Origin of the sequence: Aliikangiella sp. G2MR2-5, assembly GCF_015687155.1 — a bacterium.
Taxonomy (GTDB): domain Bacteria; phylum Pseudomonadota; class Gammaproteobacteria; order Enterobacterales; family Kangiellaceae; genus Aliikangiella.
Genome location: NZ_JADPQF010000003.1, coordinates 462,163 through 482,042, shown reverse-complemented (window position 1 = coordinate 482,042; position 19,880 = coordinate 462,163). Strand labels below are relative to the sequence as shown.

Below are 19,880 nucleotides of genomic sequence, written 5' to 3'. Positions count from 1 at the left end.
CCATGAAACTGAGACTAGTTACCGTCGCCTTTCTCTCTCTCCTATTGAACGCTTGTTACATCAAACAGGAAGTCGCTCGCCTGGCTGAAGCCGAGAATCTTTTCTTTACAGATGATGGAAGACTCTTCGTATCTTCTGGTGAAGGATTTTATGAACTTCTCAAAAACGCGGTTAATGAAGAATATCAATTAAAAGTCATTAGCGACTTTGAATGTGCATTTGCCGGCATCACCCAGCTTGCTGATACCTTATATACTGTTTGTAGTGAAATTAAGCTAGTTAACGCCAAGAAGCATTTGCTGGCTCTGGACTTAAATGCGCGTGACAGCAAACTTTTAAAAATAGCGGATATCAGTGAGCTCGACCTACCCAATGGCTTGACTGGTGATGGCGAGTCGACTCTCTATCTGGCCAACACAGCCTATCTTGGCAGTGGTTCAATTTCCAGGATCACGGTCAATCAGAAAGAAGTGAATTCAATCGAACATAACTGGGCCAACGGAAACCACAATGTATTTCATCCCAACGGTATTAAATTTGTAGAAAACAGTCTTTGGTTTAGCGACGGTGGTTCTATCAAAAATATGCTCATCGCTGAAGACGAAAATGCGACCTATGCCAACCAGTTTTTCAATCGCCTGACCATTTATGATGATATCACTCCATATTGTAATGGAGTTCTAGCTGCCGATTTTGTCGGAGGCCAGCTGGTATACATTTCCAGGGAGGGCGAAGTTAAATACAAGACAGGTTTTGCCAGCTATCAAGGTGCATCTTCATTATTAGTCGGGAAACCGCCTCTATTTAGCAGTTACCAAGTTGTCGCTACTGAACGCGGAATTTTGTTCGACAAACAAAGTCAGATCGGCAATCGGATTAGCACCGCTACTTTTAATTTTGACTTAGCTCAATGCCAATAAATAAAAACATTCAATCCTGCTTAAAATAATAACCTTAACAGAGGAACCTACTGATGCTTGAATCTTTTGGACGACTTCTCACTCGACTACTTTCTATGCTTGGCCTTTCTATACTCGTTGGATGGTCAGACGCGAGCTTGGCAGACACAATTGAAAACTTTAAAAATAGCTGGCAAGGACGAACGCTGGCCAAACAGCGTTTACTCGATATCTATTCCCCGATGGCGGACAACAATATTCCCGGCACTCACAACACTTATAACTCGGAGGCTTATACCAGCTGCAATTTCAGCGTTGGTTGTCGCTACCTTGACCCACAGCAAAAATATAGTATTTACGATCAACTTCGAATGGGCGCGCGATTCATCGAAATCGATGTTCATTGGACGGTAAAAATGGAAGGTATATTTTCCTATCCTAAACGACTGTTAATGTGCCATGGATTCTGTAGTATTAATGATAAATATCTGAAAGAAGGATTAGCAGAAATACGCAATTGGCTAAACAGTAGTGACAGTGACAATCAGGTAATCATTCTTTATTTTGAAGACCATATGGATGGTCATCATCAAGATGCCTACAACCAGGTAAACAGTTATTTTGGCGACTGGGTATACGCCAGTCAGGGATGCGGTAACATTTCCAGTCAACTAACCAAGGCAGATGTAATCGCCGCTGGAAAAAAAGTCGTGATTTGGGGAGACGGTGGGTGCAGTAGCAACTCCAGTTGGAAAAATATGGTTTTTACCGGATTAGGTGATATAGGCCGCATTTGGGAAGACAGAACTACCATCGGCGCCATCGGCGATATCTTTACCGGCGGCAGCGATGATTATATTGATGCACAGGATGTTACCAATTACTTTGCCCAGGGAGCGAACATCGTTAATCTGGACGATATGGTCACCGATGACGGCCGTCTGCAAGCAGGGATCTGGAGCTGGGATAACAACGAACCCAATAACTGGGGTGGTAACCAGGATTGTGCGTTGCAATGGGGTAACGGCCGTTGGGATGATCAAAACTGCGATAACATCTACGCCTTCGCTTGTGAAAACGCGAGCAACGGAGAATGGGCGGTTACACAGGATGTGGGAACCTGGCAACAAGGCGAATCCTACTGTCAGGCTCTCGGTAATAGCTATCACTTTAGCGTTCCAACCAATAGCTATCATAACCAGCAGCTAAAACAAGCAAAAGAGACTAAGGGCTTTTCTAATGTATGGTTAAACCACGATGATCGCAACAGTGAAGGTCAGTGGAATGTTCGCGGACAAAGTACACACTTTATAGAGCCACAATACGCAACAAGTTTATCTGCTAATAAAGGGCAACTAACGCTATTGACAGGTCAGGCAATTACTACTCACAACAGATATCTGGTAATGCAACATGACGGAAATCTGGTGCTTTATCGATTCAGCAATGGAAGAGTTGCGGAACCACTCTGGGCTACAGGTACCAACTGGGGTAGCCAGCACAGAGCGATATTTCAGGGCGATGGAAACCTGGTTGTATATGACCAGTACGGGAATGCATTGTGGGCTTCACATACCCATGGTTCAGGAAACCGTCTAATTCTTCAGGGGGACGGCAACCTGGTAATTTACAATGCTACCGGCGGAGCTGTTTGGGCTTCAAATACCCATCAATAGGAAACTCACTTCAAGGAAAGTAAAAAGGAAAGTCATTTGGCTTTCCTTTTATATTATCTAACTTGTCTGGATACCGCTAGCGAAAGCTGATCTTCAACGCCTTCAAAATTGAACCAGGTCACCGCAAAAAAACAAGTTTGTCTGACTCGCTGTCCATCAATAACCCAACCAAAGATTTGACTGTTATTATTTGTCGATTGTCCCAGTTTCTCTTCAAGTTGCCCGCTATTCATGACATATAGCCCAATATCCTGGTCATCATAATTAAATGCTCACCGATAAATATTAAAACTGCTCATCTCAATTCAAAAGTTACTTTTATGAAAATTTTCAGCAATTAGAAAAAATACAAATTAACAGCAATATGTGAGCGTATAAACTCATGGCGAGTTTAACTTCTTATCAATGGAGATATTATTGTCACCAATTTATGTAATAAAACTGTCAACAATCTCGCAGCTAAATTAAATTAAAAATATCTCGACAATTTTTCATTGCCTTTTTTTTCTTCTGCTATGTTCAATGAGTATCGGTTATTTGACTATCGATACTCATAATTCAATGAAATGGAAAGAGACATAAAGTCTTCTTTTAAAATTTATTAAATGCTTTAAGGAGAAAGAAAATGGCTACGCCTATTGAACTAAATAACACCGATGATAATGTTAGTATTACAGTCAATACTTGCGACAATCGAATCGAAATCGAATTAAGCCCGGATACAACTGATCGCTTTGGAAGTGGCACTGTTTTTATTGCTTCAGGTAACGGATTTCCTACTTCACCAAATGCAACGCTTCCACTCAATAACTACTTGAGAAGTTTGAAAAACCTCAACCCGAAAGCAAGCAGCGTAATTTTAACGGTCAATTGTAGCAACTATGCTGGTGGCGGTGAATTTTCCTATCAGATTTCTGGTTCAGGTGTATCTTTTGATCCGGTCAAACACAATCTGGCGACCTACTCCAGTCAGATGGATTCCTATAAAATAAATCTTTTCTAGAAGAAATAAAGAATTTCGGACGACTCTTATCCTTTAAGGGTCGTCAGTTCAGCTAAGCTGCTTTTTACGACAAAAAATCGCTTATCTCGGTTTGTATTTCATTTAAGAAATCTCAAACAAACCTTCACTAAGAATAGCCCCCTCAAACCACTTTATATGTAGGTCAATTTCGCAGCTAAGTTCATCAGCATCGGTAACCCTCAAAATTAAAGAGAGTTCACCTTCACTATTTGATGGTGGCGTTATATCTAAAGTAAGATGATGCGGATCAAATCGAATCCATCGGGGAAACGGAATATTTTCCGGGGTTAGCAGAAAATATCTGAAAGCATCACCAGGGTCGTTATCAACAAAAATATCTTCGCCAATGACGCCTCTCACAGTAATACCTGGAGGTATCGACAATTTCGGAATACCTCGGCTGGCAATAGGAGCACTACCTCTAACATCTCCAGCGGTCGATAAGCGATAATTTTTCATTAACATATAGGCGACAAAAAACATGATGACAGAGAGCAAAAGGTTTAGCCAGATAAAGTGAATGCTTCCCCATGCAAAATAGTTGATACTAATGGCTATTACAAGATATTGAAGCAAGTCTCCTAACCGCCAAAAAAAAGTATCAATTGTGGTTTTTCCCACGTACTTCTCTTCTCTTTCCAAAGGCAGGTACAGAATATTTTTCGCGGTATTCGCTATACTGTATGAACAACTATTCTCCATAATCATGGTCATTCGGGCGATAACAAAAACAGGAAATAGTGCAAGTAATCCATACCCCAAAATCATGACAATGGGAAGAACATAAAGGCTCCCTTTGAGCCCCAGCCAAACAAGCAACCTGGAAACGACAACAGCCTGTAAAACAAAACCGATAACACTCACCCAAGTATAGTAACTCGAGTAATAGGCAGAAATCAGCGAATCTTGCTCTAAAGATAAATCACTATTCGCCAGACGAATTGCCTCATCTTTCACATACGAAGCAAAGATAAACTCGCCAGTTGAGTTGATCCAGTTCATTAAAAGAACAAACAATGCCGTATACAACAAGTACCTTTTTTGAAAGACGAGCTTAAAACCTTCCCAGACAGGATAATTTTTTCGTTCATCCTCAATTTCAACAGAGTGATTACGGCTATGCTCTGGCAGTATGCGGCAGGCGTAGCGGGAAGTAAATGTTGCTAGTGCCAGGCAAGTGAGAGCAGTTAACATTACACTAAAAACGCCGGAAATAGAATAAACCATATCAGCAAGATACGAGCCGCTCCAGGCGCCTAGACTAGCTCCCACCATAATCGGGGGGAATAATCTTTGGCCAGACTTTTTATTCATAATATCGGCACAGAACGACCAAAAATGGGATACCACAAGTATCCCGTATATGCCCTGCCACACGTAAAAGATCATTGGACTTTCAATTCCAATAACCATTCCAACCATAAAAAGAACGATATTAACAAAGAAAAAGCCGTTAACTAACAGCGTAAGTAAGTCCTTGTCTTGTCTGTTTTTGTATTTACAATAAAACCACCCGTATACAGATACAATGAAAGTAATGATTAACGCTGTAATTGCATTCGCCAGACTTTTATCCAGAGCGGTACCATTACTTAAAATCAAAGTCTCGCGAATCACTTTGAGCAAATAGTGAGAAAAAAGAATAAGGTATGCATTTAGAATAAGTACGTAAGTTACTTTGCCTTCGCCGGGTCTTATTCTGGTAGCAATTGAAAGTATTCGCTCGCCAATAGAGAGTCTTTTGATATTTTTCACTGCGCTAATGCCTTTGACTCATGCTATTTCACTGAAACTTTGCGGCCTACTGCAAAATAGTTTCAAGCTAAGAGCTCTAAGATTGGTATTTTAATATCTATGTTAGCATTATTCGACACATCTTCAACGATCTTATTTCTATCATTTCATATTGTGTATTGAATAAGCGAGTTCCTCGAGAATTAATCCCAAAAAATGGATATCAATATATTTTATATAGTGGCATTCCCACTATCTCTTTTTCCGCAGGGCCAGTTTATTGGAAATTTAGTTGCTTGAATTTAAATAGTAGCAGGAATAGTCCAAATTAAAAAATAAACTGAATGCTCTCTTCCTATTGATTAAATCGTCGGCGCTATATGATAAAAATCCCCGAGACGGGGTAGGTTCAACTTGTCCCCCTGTTTTCTGTATGAGGTAGATTTTCCGCTATTGGTGCCCCTTTATACCGTGATTGGTCACAATCTATCGAGTATTTCGAAAAATCCTACTGATATTTGTTTTCTGGATAATCATATTCCGGTAAAGTCGGTGTTGAAGTCGTCCGGCGCGATGATAATGGTAAGCCAGCAGAAGCTTTAGTTCGCACTTCATTAAAAGAATTAATTGTGCAACTCGATGCAAACCAGTTGACTCAAGTGCATCGCTCTGTTTTGGTTAACTTAAAAGCAATTGTTTACGTAAAATTCGGCGACAATGAAACTGCACGATTTTATATTAGAAATAGAGGAGATGAACTAACTGTAAGGCGCTGTTATTTGCATTTATTTAGACAGACGTAAATATTCAAGAGTACAGTAGTTATCCACACAAAGGGATGATGTAAGCATCGATTGAAAATATGGTTTGGTCACTTCAAATGACTTGTTGAACATGTAAATCTTGTTCTTTTCAATATTCGTGTACATCTAATATTTAGCCGCAACAGGCATTCGTCTACCGACACCGAAACTCTTCTTCTGTATTCTGATAATCGGCGGAGCCTGTTTTCGTTTGAATTCAGCTCTGTTTACCATTTGATGAATTTTATTTAACTCTTCATTTGATGGACCAAATTCTTTAATCGTCAAATTACATTCGTTGACTTCAGATTCGCTTAACAGTCGACCTTCTATGTATAACTTTAAAACTGCATCCAATAACCGGTAGTCAGGCAGAAAATCGCTATCAAGCTGCTCTTCTGAAAGTTCTGCACTCGGAGCCTTATCAATAATGGCTTGAGGAATAACTTCTTTTCCAGCTTTCTGATTAAAGTATTTGGCCAACGCATAAACTTCCATCTTATAAAGGTCTCCTAGCGGATTTACTCCACCATTCATGTCTCCATAAAGCGTTGCGTAACCCACGCTCATTTCACTTTTATTTCCAGTTGAAACAACGAGTGCGCCAAATTGATTGCTATATTCCATCAACTTTCTGCCACGAATACGGGCCTGGATATTTTCCTTCGTCAATTTTGAAGGATGTTCTCCTGCCATTGCTTCAAACTGCTTCACGGCTAACTCGTACTCTTCTCCAATTGGTGCAGTCAATAGCCTGACACCCAAGTTTTCACAGAGAGCTATAGAATCATCGACACTTCCTTTTGAAGAAAATTTTGACGGCATAGTGATCGCGGTAACATTTGCACTACCAAGTGCTTCAGCACATATTGCCAGCGTAACCGCAGAATCAATTCCGCCAGAGCTTCCAATGACGACCTTATTAAATCCGCATTTCTGGATATAGTCTCTAATACCCAATATCGTTTGTCGGTATCTAATTTCATCATCACTGATTGGTTTGAATTGCGTTGGTTTTAACTCATTCAAATCGATAGTTTTTAGCTGCTCCTCAAAAGCAGGTAGGGCCGTAAGAACCTCACCAACTTCGTTTACTATTAAGCTAGCACCATCAAATACCAGTTCGTCATTTCCTCCAACCTGATTGACATAAACCAAAGGCGCATGAAGTCTTCGAGCTGTTGCGGCAATCACGCATAATCTGTCCTGCTGTTTTCCTAAATTACTTGGTGATGCGTTAATACTGATCAACACTTCAATATTCTCTTTTTCGAGCGCTTCAACCGGATCAAATGAATAGTTGAAAAAGCTGGTGCGAGCCCAGATATCTTCACAAATGGAAAAGCCAATTTTTTTACCCTTATACTCAAAAATGCCAGTTCCTTCTCCAGTATTAAAGTGCCGTGACTCATCAAATACATTGTAGGTGGGCAGTAGCTTTTTGTGGTATTCGAATATCTGTTCTCCATTGCTTAATACAGCCAATGCATTGAATAGCGGTTTACCCTCGTCCGAATGATTTTTCGCAATATAGCCAACAACTACTCCTGCAGCTTTTCCCTGAGTAAAAGTTTTCAACTTAGCTAGCGCTTCTAATTGTTTTTCTATAATGCCTTGCTGATAGACAAGATCTTGCGGATAGTAGCCGGTAAGCGCTAACTCAGAGCAAACCAATAACCCATCTTCATTTTCGACTAACCTGTAGGCATCAATAATCTTTTCGAGATTACCGTCAACATCTCCAACTGTAAAATTCAATTGGGCCATTGTGATTTTCACAACTTGCTCCTTCGATAGATGAGTTATTACTACTAAGTGTAGATTGTATTTTAACTTTGTTTTTTTCTCGGATAAAAGCAGCAGGCGGTTTTAGCTGGTTATTTTTGAACGGATAAGGAATTAGACTGTGAAACGAGAACTTAAACTAAAGCTAGAAAACGGATTAAAAATCAAGCCAAGAATATAATTGGCCTTAGTCAAAGTTTTATGATTTATGGAAGTGCGAATCTGAGTTTGACTCCCAGATTCGCTCAGAAAGCAAAAAATGCTCTTTTTTAATACTTACTATTTTTCTCTACCGCATAATTTTTTTCTTGCAGTGCTTATTGATAAGGGTACTCGTCTTACAAATAAAAGTACTAGCGCCCATAGCCAGTTCATTGCGCCACCACCGGAAGAAATACTTTCTTCCGATCGCGAAGCATCGAGTGGAAAAGCATCGTCGCTATCTGCTACACCATCACCGTCATCGTCAGTATCGGAATTATTTCCTATACCATCTCCGTCGGTATCAAGCGTTTCAGAATCGTCGAGTGGAAAAGCATCATCGCTATCTGCTACGCCATCACCGTCATCGTCAACATCGGAGTTATTTCCTGTACCATCTCCGTCGGTATCAAGCGTTTCAGAATCGTCGAGTGGAAAAGCATCATCGCTATCTGCTACACCATCACCGTCATCGTCAACATCGGAGTTATTTCCTATACCATCTCCGTCAGTATCAATCGTTTCAGAATCGTCAAGTGGAAAAGCATCATCGCTATCTGCTACACCATCATTATCATCATCGGTATCGGTGTTGTTACCTATACCGTCGCCATCGGTATCAAGCGTTTCTGAATCATCGAGAGGAAAAGCATCTTCAGGATCATTAATACCGTCCCCATCGAAGTCACCATCAGGGTTATACTCATAAGCACCGATATCAGCATATAATTCCTGAGGACGAATAGTGCCATTGAAATCCGTCTCGGGAGACTCACTATTGTCGCCAGCATTTACTGCGGAGCTTGAAGGGATCGGTCTAAGATCACCATTTTCCGGGTCAAAGAGTTCTGGATCGCCGATAAACATCGAACTACATGTTCCATCCTGAACCCAGTTAGTCACATTTTTACTTAGAGCACCGAAACAGTCATCGACAACTTCCACGTTGTTGTTGACGACTAAAACATTAGCCATATTGGTCGCTCCCCCCGCCTGGGTATAGATTTCATCACCAGAGGTAACCGCGCGATTTTCAAAAAAAGTCGAGTTTATTAACGTCGTTGTCGACATCTCTGAATTGCCAGTAAAAATTCCGCCACCAAATGCGGAGTTTGCACTATTTTTTTCAATAATGCTGTTGCGAACGGTTAGTAAGTTTTCGTTATAGATACCGCCGCCGTCATCGGCGCTATTATTGGTAATGCGTGATGCATCAATAATGAAAGTCACGCCGGCACCTTGAATATATACACCACCACCATTACCATCGGCGCCGCCGTCGACAATGCTTGTATCACTGAGTGAAATGGTGACCGGGTCTCCGACAGCAGCACCAACATAAATGGCTCCACCGTGAGCCAAAGTAGACTCCCCGGCACTGTATATCGCTTGATTGCCGGTAAAAGTTGTATCAGAGATTTGAATATTACCACTTCGGCCACTTCGGCCAATATACATGGCGCCACCATAATTGGTTGCCGAGTTATTATTAAACTGTGAACCGCTAACAGTCACGCCAGTTGAACGGTCAAGGGTAATAGCACCACCATGTGCTTCAGCAGCTGCGCCGGTTCCATACTCATTACTCGCAGCAGTCACGCTGTTATTTTCAAAAATACTATCTTCAATGACAACGCTACGAGAGGTACTCTGATAAATTGCGCCGCCATAATTTCGGGCTCTATTGTTGCGAAATGTCGAACCGCTGATGCTTAGCTCGGCACTGCCATACTCGCCGGAAAAACTAATCGCTCCACCACCGGAATAGCTAATATCCCCTTCTGCGAGGTTTCCGTCAAAAACACTATCGATAATTTCCAGTGACGAATCGAATGCATGGACACCACCGCCTCTCCGGTATGTTTTATTATCGCTAATTTCACTGTTTCTGATAGTTAGCGGTCCACCATATTCAGACCGGATCGCCGCACCATAAACATCGTACCCGTAAAAACCATGAATCTTTACATTATCGATTTCCAGACTGGAATCAGCTGCACTAACATTAATCGCTGAATGTGCGCGATTTACCACTTGCTGGCCATCAAGTTCAACGTTACTAAGTTTTAATGTGCCAGCTTCAGCAATATTGAAGAGCTCATAAGACGAGCTGGATTTCTGGATAATCACTCGCTCCGCTTGCGGGCCGGTGATCGTATAGTTGTTTCCGCCATATAGACCATAAGTATAATCGCCGTGAGAAATTATCTGTCCCGCTAAATTTTCAGCAAAAGTAATACTGATATCTTGCTCGCCGCAATCAGCGGTAGCCGCCATGGCTTCTTCAAAGGTAGTCAAATCACCTGTAGGATCGTCAATACTATTGACTACTAATGATGTTTCACAAGCGAAAGCCTGTTGCCCAATCGCCATGCTCACCGCGACAACCACGGGCTTTAATGTGCTAACCATGCTTTTATTCGTCTTCATTTTTACTCCTCTAAAACAAGCGGCGGATTATATCTCTATTTTGCAATATTGCTTAATATCTCGTAAAAATGTGCAGGGAATATGCAGAAAAGCGAAAAGTCTAATTTTTGAGCGTCTTAAGAAAATAAAGACCGGGTCGAGGTTTTATTCCTCAGAGGATATACTAGGCAAATAGTCAGAATTAAGAACCTAAATACACTATGTCAATCAAAGCCGAGAACCGCTCCCATTTCGGAGTACCGATATTTGAGTCCCTGATCCCCACCAGCCCGCGGGAACTGGAAGACATTAAAAACCAGCTATTGCGCTTAAGGGACAGTGATAAGGAAGGCATCTCTCGCTCCAATCAAAGGGGCTGGCATTCTGATGATAACCTCCATCAGTCTGACTCGCCGGTGTTACAGTGGCTGACTGAGCAGGTATTCCAGATTGGCTGTCAGATGATCCGTCACGCTGAACGCCTTCCGTCCGAAAGTCCTGTTTACCTCAGCTCTTTGTGGGCCAATATTAATGATTTCGGCGCCTGGAACGCACCACACGCCCACTTGCCATGCGAATGGAGCGGTTGTGTCTATATTGATGTCAACGAAACACCGCAAGAGAGGAATAACGGGATCGCGCCGGGAGACATTATGTTTTTTGACCCTATTCCGGTGGGCGCCCCTTACCGGCCAGCAGCGACGGTCAACTACACACCTAAAAATGGCACCATGTTTTTATTCCCCGGATATCTGTTGCACATGGTTGCGCCGCACTACGACGAAAAGCCCAGGATCAGCGTGGCCTTTAATTTTCGTTTGGGTGAGAATATTCAGCAAGTCGCGAGATGATAAGGAAAAATAGAGTCAGAAAAGGATAAAGACAATATATCTATTTGACTCAAGACAGCCTCCCGCACCAAAAAAGAAGCTGTCTCAATATTCGAAATAAAAATAGCCACACTAAATCCTAGTGAGCCTTAAGTCCACTATCTAATTTCTGCTTAAGCTCATTTAGGGTTGCCTGTGAGTTAGTAGGTCCATAAGATTCCACCTTAGACTCTAGCATTTTTTCGACAATGGAATATCTATTAGGCAAAAATAGTGTCTTCAAAGCTGAAGAAGTTCTAAAACATTGCGCACTGGAATCATGCTCACAACTGACAGTACGACGATCAACATGTGTAAAACGAAGAGATTTAGGCCAGATCAGGCCGAGCCCCATTTCAACATCATTACTGCGATCATGACATCCGCCGCAGCTCAATGCTTCAACCCTGGCGATTACATGTTTTGCACAAAAACCAATATTGCTACCGGATAAACACAACTCCTGATTATTAGAAGGGATAGCTGCCAAAGATGAATTATTGGTTTCAATAGCTGTTTGTAGCTGTTCCTTGAATAGTTCACTAGTACTATTCACATAGTCGCCAAACTCTCCTTCGCTATCTATGGCGCCAGCGTTAAATTTGTCAGGTATGGTTGCAAAGAAGGAATTTAAATTGTCACTTGCAAGGCTCCCGATTTGTGTAAGTAACTGTTCTCTGAATTCTTCGCCTTGCCAATATCCTGAGTTCTCATTGAAAAGAGCATCAAAAGGAGAATCTTTAACAGAGCGTGATTTAAAACAAGTTTGCATACTTTGCCCAATGCACTGGGTAACGTTAAACTCACGTAGTTGCCAATTGTTCTCTTCAAACCGAGTGTTTGTGCGAACTTGTCCTCTACCAGCAGAATAATGTTCTCGAGACACAACCGCAGGAAAACCATTCACTCCTTTAAAGAAAAATTGTGACAGGAGCCCTTTTCGTTCATGCACATCATCAATTTGACTCAAATCATTAAGAAACTCAGCAATGGGAATACATCCTGATATACCTTGAGATGAATTAACATTAGGTAACTGCGCTTCAAAAATAATGAAGGCTTGCTGAGTCTTGTCAACAGTATCCAAGCTGTAAATAATTCGATATTCTCCACAATGCGCCCCATTACTATCAGCCAGATCCAGGCGATTAAAAATACCTATAGGCTTGAAACCCAACATACCTTCTTCGGAGTCAATTTCAGCCATGCTTGGAATGCTCGCTTCTTGCCGTATACATTGAAATGGAAAGGTTTCAATCTTGTGGGTTTTAGAGCAATTATCTACAGCAAAGAACGACCATAAGTTTCTGTATAACGGATATTCAACATCATCATATGGAAGAACTAGTTTATTAAGAACTTTGCTCAATGCAAACTCGCTATCCAAAATAAGTTGATCTGTGATTGCCAGTGACTTTGTTATACTCAAGTCCAGTCTTTTAACATTGATGTTGACTGTTTTTTGATCAGACAGGCCACTGTTATCTGTCACTTTTAAGGTCACAGGAAAAATTCCTGTTTGGGAAAAACTATGAACAGGGTGTTGCGCATTGGAAATTTGACCATCTCCAAAAGACCATTGATATGTCTCAAGAGCTCCAATAGGATCAAATGAACCTGCACTAGAAAACTTCACTGGAGTATCAGTAAATACTGTATACCCTTCATTTGGCGACTCTATATTCGCGATCGGCTTTCCATTACCCAGGACGAGTATTTCAGCCTCTCGGCAAGCAGAAGATTCCTCATCGGTAACCACTGCTCTTACTTTATAAGTACCCATTTTCTTGTAAGCGTATGTTGGGTAGGGGAAATCATCTCCTGCACCACTTCCACCTTCTACATCGAAATTCCAGACAATACCAGGGTGCCCAAATCTGGCTACAATATCAGCGCTAAATTGAACATTGTTGTCAACAACCGCAAGCTCAGGTACATCGATAGTAAAGGAAAAGTTTAATCCTTTTCCATCACACACATCCAGATCATCAGCTTCAGAATTTGAACTAGCAAATAGTAGAAGCATTACAAAGGTAAAAGTTCTTACAAATCTGTTAAAAATCATATAGGGAATCTCCATAATACAAATCTATTGTGAGCGATTTTTCATAGTATTGAGCTGATATTGAAAATCTATAGCTAACAGTTAACATCACAAAAACATCACAGGATTTAACCAATGTTACTCATATTTTTATGCCAGTTTATTGAAGCTAATACCTGGTAAAGCTTGTATAAGGTTGTATTGGATCTGGTAGAGGAAAGTTACAGGCAGAATATTGAATACTGTATTAAAGCGCGAATCTATTGGTAGTACTTACTCGACGCTTTACAAAGCTGCCAACAAGTTCCCATGTAAACAATATCGTTGCCTCTGATTGTTTTCATTGAAAACTCTACAAGATTTGGTTCTCTGTCACCCCAAGCACTAGTTCTATTCTATAGTTAAGGGTTTATTGGAATTAAAGCCGTTTTTTCTAGGATTAAAACCGAACGATAATTCCGATTCAGTAAAATTCTTTCTTATTGAGATTACTAAAGCGACATTAAACACATAGGGCTAATTTACAGGTGAGTGCGATGATTTAGATAGCTAGGAAAGAAATTTGGTGGGCCAGCAGGGACTTGAACCCCGGACCAACGGATTATGAGTCCGCTGCTCTAACCAACTGAGCTACTGGCCCTCGGTATGAGGATTAGCCTTGTCACTAAATATCAGGCGATATCCCAAGGCGGACTGGGATTTTACGGAGTTTCCCCTTGCCAATCAATAGTTAATCCGCCTGTTGATGAAAAAACACGACATCTTTGTCGATGATCTCCAGTCGCCAGCCTAATTCTTGACCAATCCAGGCAAAAGTAGCCTCGGAATAGTAGCAAATGTGGGTTGGGTCATTTTTGTAATGCCAACCGGAAAATGCCTTTTGATCCGTTACTCGTTTGGTCATAATGGCAAGAATAGCTTCTGGCTTGAGCATAGCGTCTAGCTGTTTAAGAACCATCATTGGGCTGGCCAGGTGTTCTATAACCTCGGTCATAGTAATAAAGTCATACTGCTTCTGGAGTAACCCGGGCTCGCTGAAATAGTAAAGATCATAGTTATCCACTCTTAAATGCTCGCGCTCAGCCATAACACTGATTGCCGGACCCGGACCACAGCCGAAATCAAGTCCTCGTATTTTTGTCGAACCCACGCCTGCTTCCGAGCCGCAGTCGATTATTGAAATAGTCTCCGAACAACTCTCTTTTTCCTTCAGCTTGACTCGCTCAAACAGTGGAAACGTCACCCGAGACAGAAACCGCTGGTATCCCGGATCGTCGGGATTATTTTGATGTTTATCATATTCTGCTTTTTCATCAACCGCGCACAGATGATAACAGGCAGGTACAAAGACCAGCATGCAACGAGCACATTGATAGTAAGATCGCCGCTTATCCTGATGATATAGATCGCACTCTGCATTATTACCAGATTCGGAGGTTAACTTACTACACAGTGGACATTCGGGTGCAATTTGCTTCAACTTCGCTCTCAAATTGAAAAAACGGGGTGAAATAATAAGGTTTAATATAAAAAGTGCCAGATATCACTAACTTACAAATGTGACAAATGCCCCATTGCTGGTGCCAAATGGGCTTCTTTCACTCAAAAATAGATAATCTGAACTATAATTTTATCAATTACGACCTTTAAAATAACTACTATATTATGAGTCAGGCCAACGCTCAGATTGAAAAATGCTTGAACGAGTATAAGGCAAAGCCGTTGCTACCACTAGAGCTGGCATCCTTTAAAAGAATTCTGGATAAGCACGACACTTCGATTGAGTCCCTCAAGCCTTTATATACTCGCGATCCGGTGTTTTGCTGGACAGTACTTGAAGCTGCTTTCAAGCTAACCCGACAAAGACCAAGCCAGCCGTTTGCAGTCGATCATGCGCTCGCGACAATCGGTATTGGCGGGATTAATCGAGCATTGCAGCCCTATTATCGACTGGAAACACCTTTGCTGAGTGATGAAGTTAAACTATCACTCTCAAGTAGCCTTTTAGCCGCTGAACTGGCTAAACGGCTGGGAGACGAGTCTCTTGGTAAACCGCAAACTCAGTGGACAGCAATGTTCTACCAACTTCCAGAAACCATCCTCTGGTATATACAGCCTCGTGCAATGTGGCATATTTACTACCGACGATTAACGTTGCCCAAAAAGTTGTCTTTATTTGAAGAATCCAAGTTGGGATTTAATCTATATGACTGGAGAAAGGCCGTTGCTCAAGAGTTTCATATGAGCGAATACATTCAGGGACTTTACGAAAGAAAGCTGCCAGAAATCCCCAAAGAGCTACTACTATACTCTAAGAATGGCTATGGTGAAGAAACTCCTTCTCTAAAAGGCTGGGATAGAGACGAAGGTTGGCTGGTGGTTTTATGTAATCGCCTGGCACGAGCAATTTATACTCCCTGGCCGAAAAAGAGCTATCAGAATACTTTTAAACTGATTTCAAGACTCCTGATGATTGAGCACAAACCTCTGAAGTCGATTATTGATCAATCAGTTTTAGCAATCGCACGCACACTTAAATATTGTGACCTATTTAATCCGGGCGTTGCCCTGTTGATGATCCCGGACAAACCCATTTATCCCGACTGGCTCGTAGGCAATGAACACCTGAATAAAAATATCGAGCAAAGGAAACAACAAGTTAACAGTAATCAAATCAATAAAAAAACAAATGACTTAAACGAGGACTGTAAGAACCTGCTATCAAACGCACTGGAATTTAATAACTCCGCAGAGTTTATATCCAATGGAGTAAAACTGGCCATTACACGCCTTGGCTTTGATCGCGTCAGTTTTTTATCAGTGGACCAGAAGTCAAAAATAGTCGAAACTAAATTTTCATTGGCGAGTAAAGGAAATGAAAAAATCCGTCCAGATTTTAGCTTCAAGCAACCGACGCCATTAGCAAAATTTACTGAACAGCAAGCTTTCAAGCATTTGAATAAAAATGACAACGGCAAAATCTGGCCGAAACTACCTCAAGCAATCAGAAAACAGGAGGTGGAAAGCTTTGTACTATTTTCGGTCAAGCCTGGCAAACAAATTCGCGCCCTGATCTATCTTGACGCTAAGGACCCTGATGTATTCAGAGAAGATAACCTCAAACAAACAAAACAACTATTGATTGCCATTAATAAAGGACTCGCTTTGCGTAACCAGCAGAAAGTAAAAAGCCGCTAGCAAGTTAGCGGCTTTTTACTACTTATAAAAACGCAGTGAATTGCGTTTAAAACAATATCCTTTTAATCGATTAACCTAGAGCCGGACCTTGTTTCGGTTCTACACCAAACAGTCTTTTTACCCAGCAGATAAACCCATCGAGAATAACATACAGAGCAGGTATCAAGAATAATGTAATGACGGTCGCGAACATTACGCCAAAAGCCAGACTAATTGCCATTGGAATAATGATCTGTGCTTGCAAACTCGACTCAAACATTATTGGCAATAACCCAAAGAATGTAGTTAGCGAAGTCAGCATAATTGCTCTAAACCGTTGTACACCAGCAGTGGAAACAGCCTCTATAAGACTTAATCCCTCTCGCCTTGCCCGATTTACAAATTCCACCATTACCAGACTATCGTTGACCACAACACCTGCCATCGCGATTATCCCAAACCCTGACATCATGCTAAAACTTTTGCCAAAGATAAAATGTCCTCCAATTGCGCCAATCAGGCCAAAAGGAATAACCGACATTACCATCAAGGGTTGTAGGTAAGACTTAAGTGGAACCGCTAGAAGCACATAAATAAGCAGAAGCGCAACAAGCATTGAAGTCCCTAACTCAGACATCATATCGCCCATTTCTTTGCTTTGACCACTGAGCTCAGATTTAACGCCGGGGTACTTCTGCAAAATTTCTGGTAGCACTTCAAACCGGATCTCTCTGGTAACTTCCCCTGACTCAACTTTTTCAGGATCGATATCAGCCATAACACTTACAGCTCGTTTACGATCTTCTCGTTGAATACTCGAAACACCTTTACCCAGTTTAAATTCCGCGACTGAAGAAAATGGCACCCATTGTCCCTCAGCAGTACGAATTCGCATGGTTTCAAGGTTGGTGATCGAAGTTCGCTCACTTTTCGGGTACCTTACCATCACTTTGATTTCATCTTTGCCACGTTGAATACGCTGTGCTTCCTCGCCATAGAAAGCCTGACGAACCTGACGTCCCAGGTCAGCAAGCGTAATTCCCAAGGTTTCAGCACTGGGCTTTAATATAAGTTCTATTTCCTGATTGCCAGCGCTATTAGAAGAACGAATATCGTAAACACCTTCGTATTCAGCAAGCTTCTGCTGTAATTCCTCTGAAGCCTTTTCAAGATTTTCATAGTCAGTACCCACCAAACGGAAACTGACTGCAGAATCACCGCCAGCTCCCATATTGGACATAAAGCGTAGATCTTTTATTCCTGCAACCTCACCTACGGCGTCACGCCAGGCTTTTTCAAATGTAACAGAGTCAACTATTCGGGTCTCACCCTTGGTTAATTCCACCAGCATTCCGCCGCCATTATCTCCTTGCGTCCAGGATAGAATGTGCAAAGCAATGGGCTCACCATTATTCTTTTCTGTTAATTCAGTATCAACTTTATCAACCGCTGCTTCCATTCTCTTGATTAATGAATCCCGAGCACTAACCGGAGACCCCTCATTTAAAGTAAACCGAGCCTGAATCATGTCACCGGGTATTGTCGGGAACCATTCGGTTTTAACTGCTCCCGACGACAAGAATCCAATCGATACAATTAGAAACGCAAAGAAACTAACTAATACCAGACCCCGATATTCAATCGCTTTCTTAAGCAATGGTCCATATACATTCGTCGCAAATTTTTCCATACCTTCGCGTACGGCGTGCTGAACTTTTCCAAACTTGCTGACTTTTGTTTCATCATAAACTTCATATTTCATATGAGCTAAATGCGCTGGAAGAATCCATTTAGACTCAATTAATGAAAAGACCAGACACAAGATCACAACGGTTGCTATCGCTTCGAAAAAGGGCGCAAACATAAAGTCCAGGGTCAATAGCGGAGCAAATGCCGCAATAGTTGTCAGTACACCAAATGTTGCAGGAACAGCAACTTTCTTCGCGCCGATAACAACATTATCAACTGAGTGACCATTCTTTTTAATTTCTGAATAGACACTTTCTCCAATAATAATCGCATCATCAACGACTATTCCTAGCACCAGAATCAAACCAAAGAGACTGAGAAAGTTTATATTTGTCGCAATGGGACCAACTTTATCCATTAACAAGAAGGCACCAAAGAAACAAATTGGTATACCAACAAGAACCCAGATGGCGACTTTAAAACGTAAAAACAATGACAACAAAATAAAAACCAGCAAAGCGCCCATCCACATATTACTGAACATCATGTCCAGTCGCTGTTGCAAATAGGAAGCTCCGTCTCCCCAAAGTTCAATTTGCGCGCCTTCGGGTAATGTCTTATTTTTTTCCTTAATATAGCGATGAACAGCTTCAGAAATCTCCAAGTCATTCTGCTCACCAACCGATTGGACTTGAATCACTGTCGCTCGAGCCCCATTGAATCTTGCGTAACCATCAGTTTCAACAAACCCATCATTGATAGTGGCAATATCTCCAAGAAGTAAACGAGTTCCATCCGGATTGGTTCTCAAAACAAGGCTAGAAAACTCCACTTCATTGTATGCCTGGCCTATTGTTCTAAGGCGAATATCACCACCAACAGTTTTAATTTCACCGCCTGGCAAATCTATTGAGAACTGACGAATTTTATTCGCTATTTCACTCATGGTTAATCCATACTGACGAAGAGTAGCATCAGAAACTTCTATTGCTATTTCGTAAGGACGACTTCCCATTATTTGTGCGCTGTTGACTTCAGGCAACTTCATAATATCGTCACGTACATTTTGCGCAATCGACTGACGAGTTCTCTGATCCATTTCACCAAATACGCTTAACCAGACTACGCCTTGAGTAAATTCAACTTTCGAGATCACCGGTTTTTCTGTTTCACCAGGTAAAGTTGCAATAGAGTCAACTTTTATCTTAATTTCATTAAGTGCATCATCCAGATCAATGTCATTTTGTAACTCTACGGTCACAGAGCCGGAACCTTCTCTGGCGGTAGAGTTAACTCTCTTTACGCCCTTAACATCCTGTATTGCCTCTTCAATCTTGATAATCACTCCCTGCTCTACTTCTTGTGGAGCGGCACCAAGATAAGGTACGGTAATGCTTACCATGTTGGGCTGAATATCAGGTTGCATTCTCTTGGTCATCATTTTATAGGAAACCAATCCGCCTAAAATAATGAAAACCATCAGAAGATTTGCTGCAACAGGGTTCCGAGTAAACCAGGCAATGACACCTTTTTTGCCATCATATATTTCACTCATAAAATTATCTCGCTC

General features: G+C 41.5%; 12 protein-coding genes, 1 tRNA gene and 1 pseudogene. 6 read left to right on the top strand and 8 right to left on the bottom strand.

Annotated elements, in window-relative coordinates; all coding sequences use genetic code 11:
• The first annotated feature begins 2 nt into the window (after nucleotides 1–2).
• Both IYN84_RS12550 and IYN84_RS12545 read left to right on the top strand, forming a co-directional pair.
• Nucleotides 3–920, top strand: a complete 918-nt coding sequence (locus tag IYN84_RS12550) for a hypothetical protein (protein ID WP_196139548.1) — start codon at nucleotides 3–5, stop codon at nucleotides 918–920.
• Between the two features lie 53 nt (nucleotides 921–973).
• Nucleotides 974–2,575, top strand: a complete 1,602-nt coding sequence (locus IYN84_RS12545; RefSeq protein WP_196139547.1) for a phosphatidylinositol-specific phospholipase C domain-containing protein — start codon at nucleotides 974–976, stop codon at nucleotides 2,573–2,575.
• Between the two features lie 53 nt (nucleotides 2,576–2,628).
• On the opposite strand, the gene IYN84_RS12540 is transcribed toward IYN84_RS12545, so the two are convergent.
• Nucleotides 2,629–2,808, bottom strand: a complete 180-nt coding sequence (locus IYN84_RS12540) for a hypothetical protein (RefSeq protein WP_196139546.1) — start codon at nucleotides 2,806–2,808, stop codon at nucleotides 2,629–2,631.
• Between the two features lie 392 nt (nucleotides 2,809–3,200).
• On the opposite strand from IYN84_RS12540, the gene IYN84_RS12535 reads away from it, so the two are divergent.
• Complete coding sequence (locus IYN84_RS12535) at nucleotides 3,201–3,578, top strand: hypothetical protein (protein WP_196139545.1); 378 nt, start codon at nucleotides 3,201–3,203, stop codon at nucleotides 3,576–3,578.
• Between the two features lie 102 nt (nucleotides 3,579–3,680).
• Here IYN84_RS12535 and IYN84_RS12530 read toward each other — a convergent pair whose 3' ends face one another.
• Entirely contained in the window at nucleotides 3,681–5,354 is a 1,674-nt protein-coding gene (locus IYN84_RS12530) for an Npt1/Npt2 family nucleotide transporter (RefSeq protein ID WP_196139544.1), read from the bottom strand.
• 584 nt (nucleotides 5,355–5,938) lie between these two features.
• Here IYN84_RS12530 and IYN84_RS21705 point away from each other — a divergent pair.
• A pseudogene (locus tag IYN84_RS21705) lies at nucleotides 5,939–6,136 on the top strand (LytTR family DNA-binding domain-containing protein); the annotation flags it as partial.
• Between the two features lie 126 nt (nucleotides 6,137–6,262).
• Here the strand turns inward: IYN84_RS21705 and IYN84_RS12520 are convergent.
• Both IYN84_RS12520 and IYN84_RS20965 read right to left on the bottom strand, forming a co-directional pair.
• Nucleotides 6,263–7,915, bottom strand: a complete 1,653-nt coding sequence (locus IYN84_RS12520) for an NAD+ synthase (RefSeq protein ID WP_210330440.1) — start codon at nucleotides 7,913–7,915, stop codon at nucleotides 6,263–6,265.
• Nucleotides 7,916–8,200: 285 nt separating this feature from the next.
• Nucleotides 8,201–10,552: a thrombospondin type 3 repeat-containing protein gene (locus tag IYN84_RS20965; RefSeq protein ID WP_210330438.1), complete on the bottom strand. Its 2,352-nt coding sequence runs from the start codon at nucleotides 10,550–10,552 to the stop codon at nucleotides 8,201–8,203.
• A 200-nt stretch (nucleotides 10,553–10,752) separates the two neighbouring features.
• Between IYN84_RS20965 and IYN84_RS12510 the strand changes: the two genes are divergently transcribed.
• Nucleotides 10,753–11,382, top strand: coding sequence for a TIGR02466 family protein (locus IYN84_RS12510; protein ID WP_196139543.1), 630 nt, complete (start codon nucleotides 10,753–10,755; stop codon nucleotides 11,380–11,382).
• Nucleotides 11,383–11,500: 118 nt separating this feature from the next.
• Here the strand turns inward: IYN84_RS12510 and IYN84_RS12505 are convergent, their stop codons facing one another.
• The 3 genes from IYN84_RS12505 to IYN84_RS12495 form a co-directional block, all read right to left on the bottom strand.
• Nucleotides 11,501–13,465 (bottom strand): PKD domain-containing protein, encoded by a 1,965-nt coding sequence (locus tag IYN84_RS12505; RefSeq protein ID WP_196139542.1) that lies wholly within the window; start codon nucleotides 13,463–13,465, stop codon nucleotides 11,501–11,503.
• Between the two features lie 542 nt (nucleotides 13,466–14,007).
• Nucleotides 14,008–14,084, bottom strand: a tRNA-Ile gene (locus tag IYN84_RS12500).
• 90 nt (nucleotides 14,085–14,174) lie between these two features.
• Entirely contained in the window at nucleotides 14,175–14,924 is a 750-nt protein-coding gene (locus IYN84_RS12495) for a class I SAM-dependent methyltransferase (RefSeq protein ID WP_246722870.1), read from the bottom strand.
• Nucleotides 14,925–15,109: 185 nt separating this feature from the next.
• Between IYN84_RS12495 and IYN84_RS12490 the strand changes: the two genes are divergently transcribed.
• The gene (locus tag IYN84_RS12490) at nucleotides 15,110–16,642 is read left to right on the top strand and encodes a hypothetical protein (protein ID WP_196139541.1); all 1,533 of its coding nucleotides are present in this window, start codon (nucleotides 15,110–15,112) and stop codon (nucleotides 16,640–16,642) included.
• 70 nt (nucleotides 16,643–16,712) lie between these two features.
• On the opposite strand, the gene IYN84_RS12485 is transcribed toward IYN84_RS12490, so the two are convergent.
• Nucleotides 16,713–19,865, bottom strand: coding sequence for an efflux RND transporter permease subunit (locus IYN84_RS12485; protein ID WP_196139540.1), 3,153 nt, complete (start codon nucleotides 19,863–19,865; stop codon nucleotides 16,713–16,715).
• Nucleotides 19,866–19,880 lie beyond the last annotated feature (15 nt).

Bases quoted from the DNA above. Each gene is read 5' to 3' on its own strand.
- IYN84_RS20965 (WP_210330438.1), bottom strand. From the start codon at position 10,552: ATGAAGACGAATAAAAGCATGGTTAGCACATTAAAGCCCGTGGTTGTC.
- IYN84_RS12535 (WP_196139545.1), top strand. From the start codon at position 3,201: ATGGCTACGCCTATTGAACTAAATAACACCGATGATAATGTTAGTATT.
- IYN84_RS12540 (WP_196139546.1), bottom strand. From the start codon at position 2,808: ATGAATAGCGGGCAACTTGAAGAGAAACTGGGACAATCGACAAATAAT.
- IYN84_RS12510 (WP_196139543.1), top strand. From the start codon at position 10,753: ATGTCAATCAAAGCCGAGAACCGCTCCCATTTCGGAGTACCGATATTT.
- IYN84_RS12505 (WP_196139542.1), bottom strand. From the start codon at position 13,465: ATGATTTTTAACAGATTTGTAAGAACTTTTACCTTTGTAATGCTTCTA.
- IYN84_RS12490 (WP_196139541.1), top strand. From the start codon at position 15,110: ATGAGTCAGGCCAACGCTCAGATTGAAAAATGCTTGAACGAGTATAAG.
- IYN84_RS12545 (WP_196139547.1), top strand. From the start codon at position 974: ATGCTTGAATCTTTTGGACGACTTCTCACTCGACTACTTTCTATGCTT.
- IYN84_RS12550 (WP_196139548.1), top strand. From the start codon at position 3: ATGAAACTGAGACTAGTTACCGTCGCCTTTCTCTCTCTCCTATTGAAC.
- IYN84_RS12485 (WP_196139540.1), bottom strand. From the start codon at position 19,865: ATGAGTGAAATATATGATGGCAAAAAAGGTGTCATTGCCTGGTTTACT.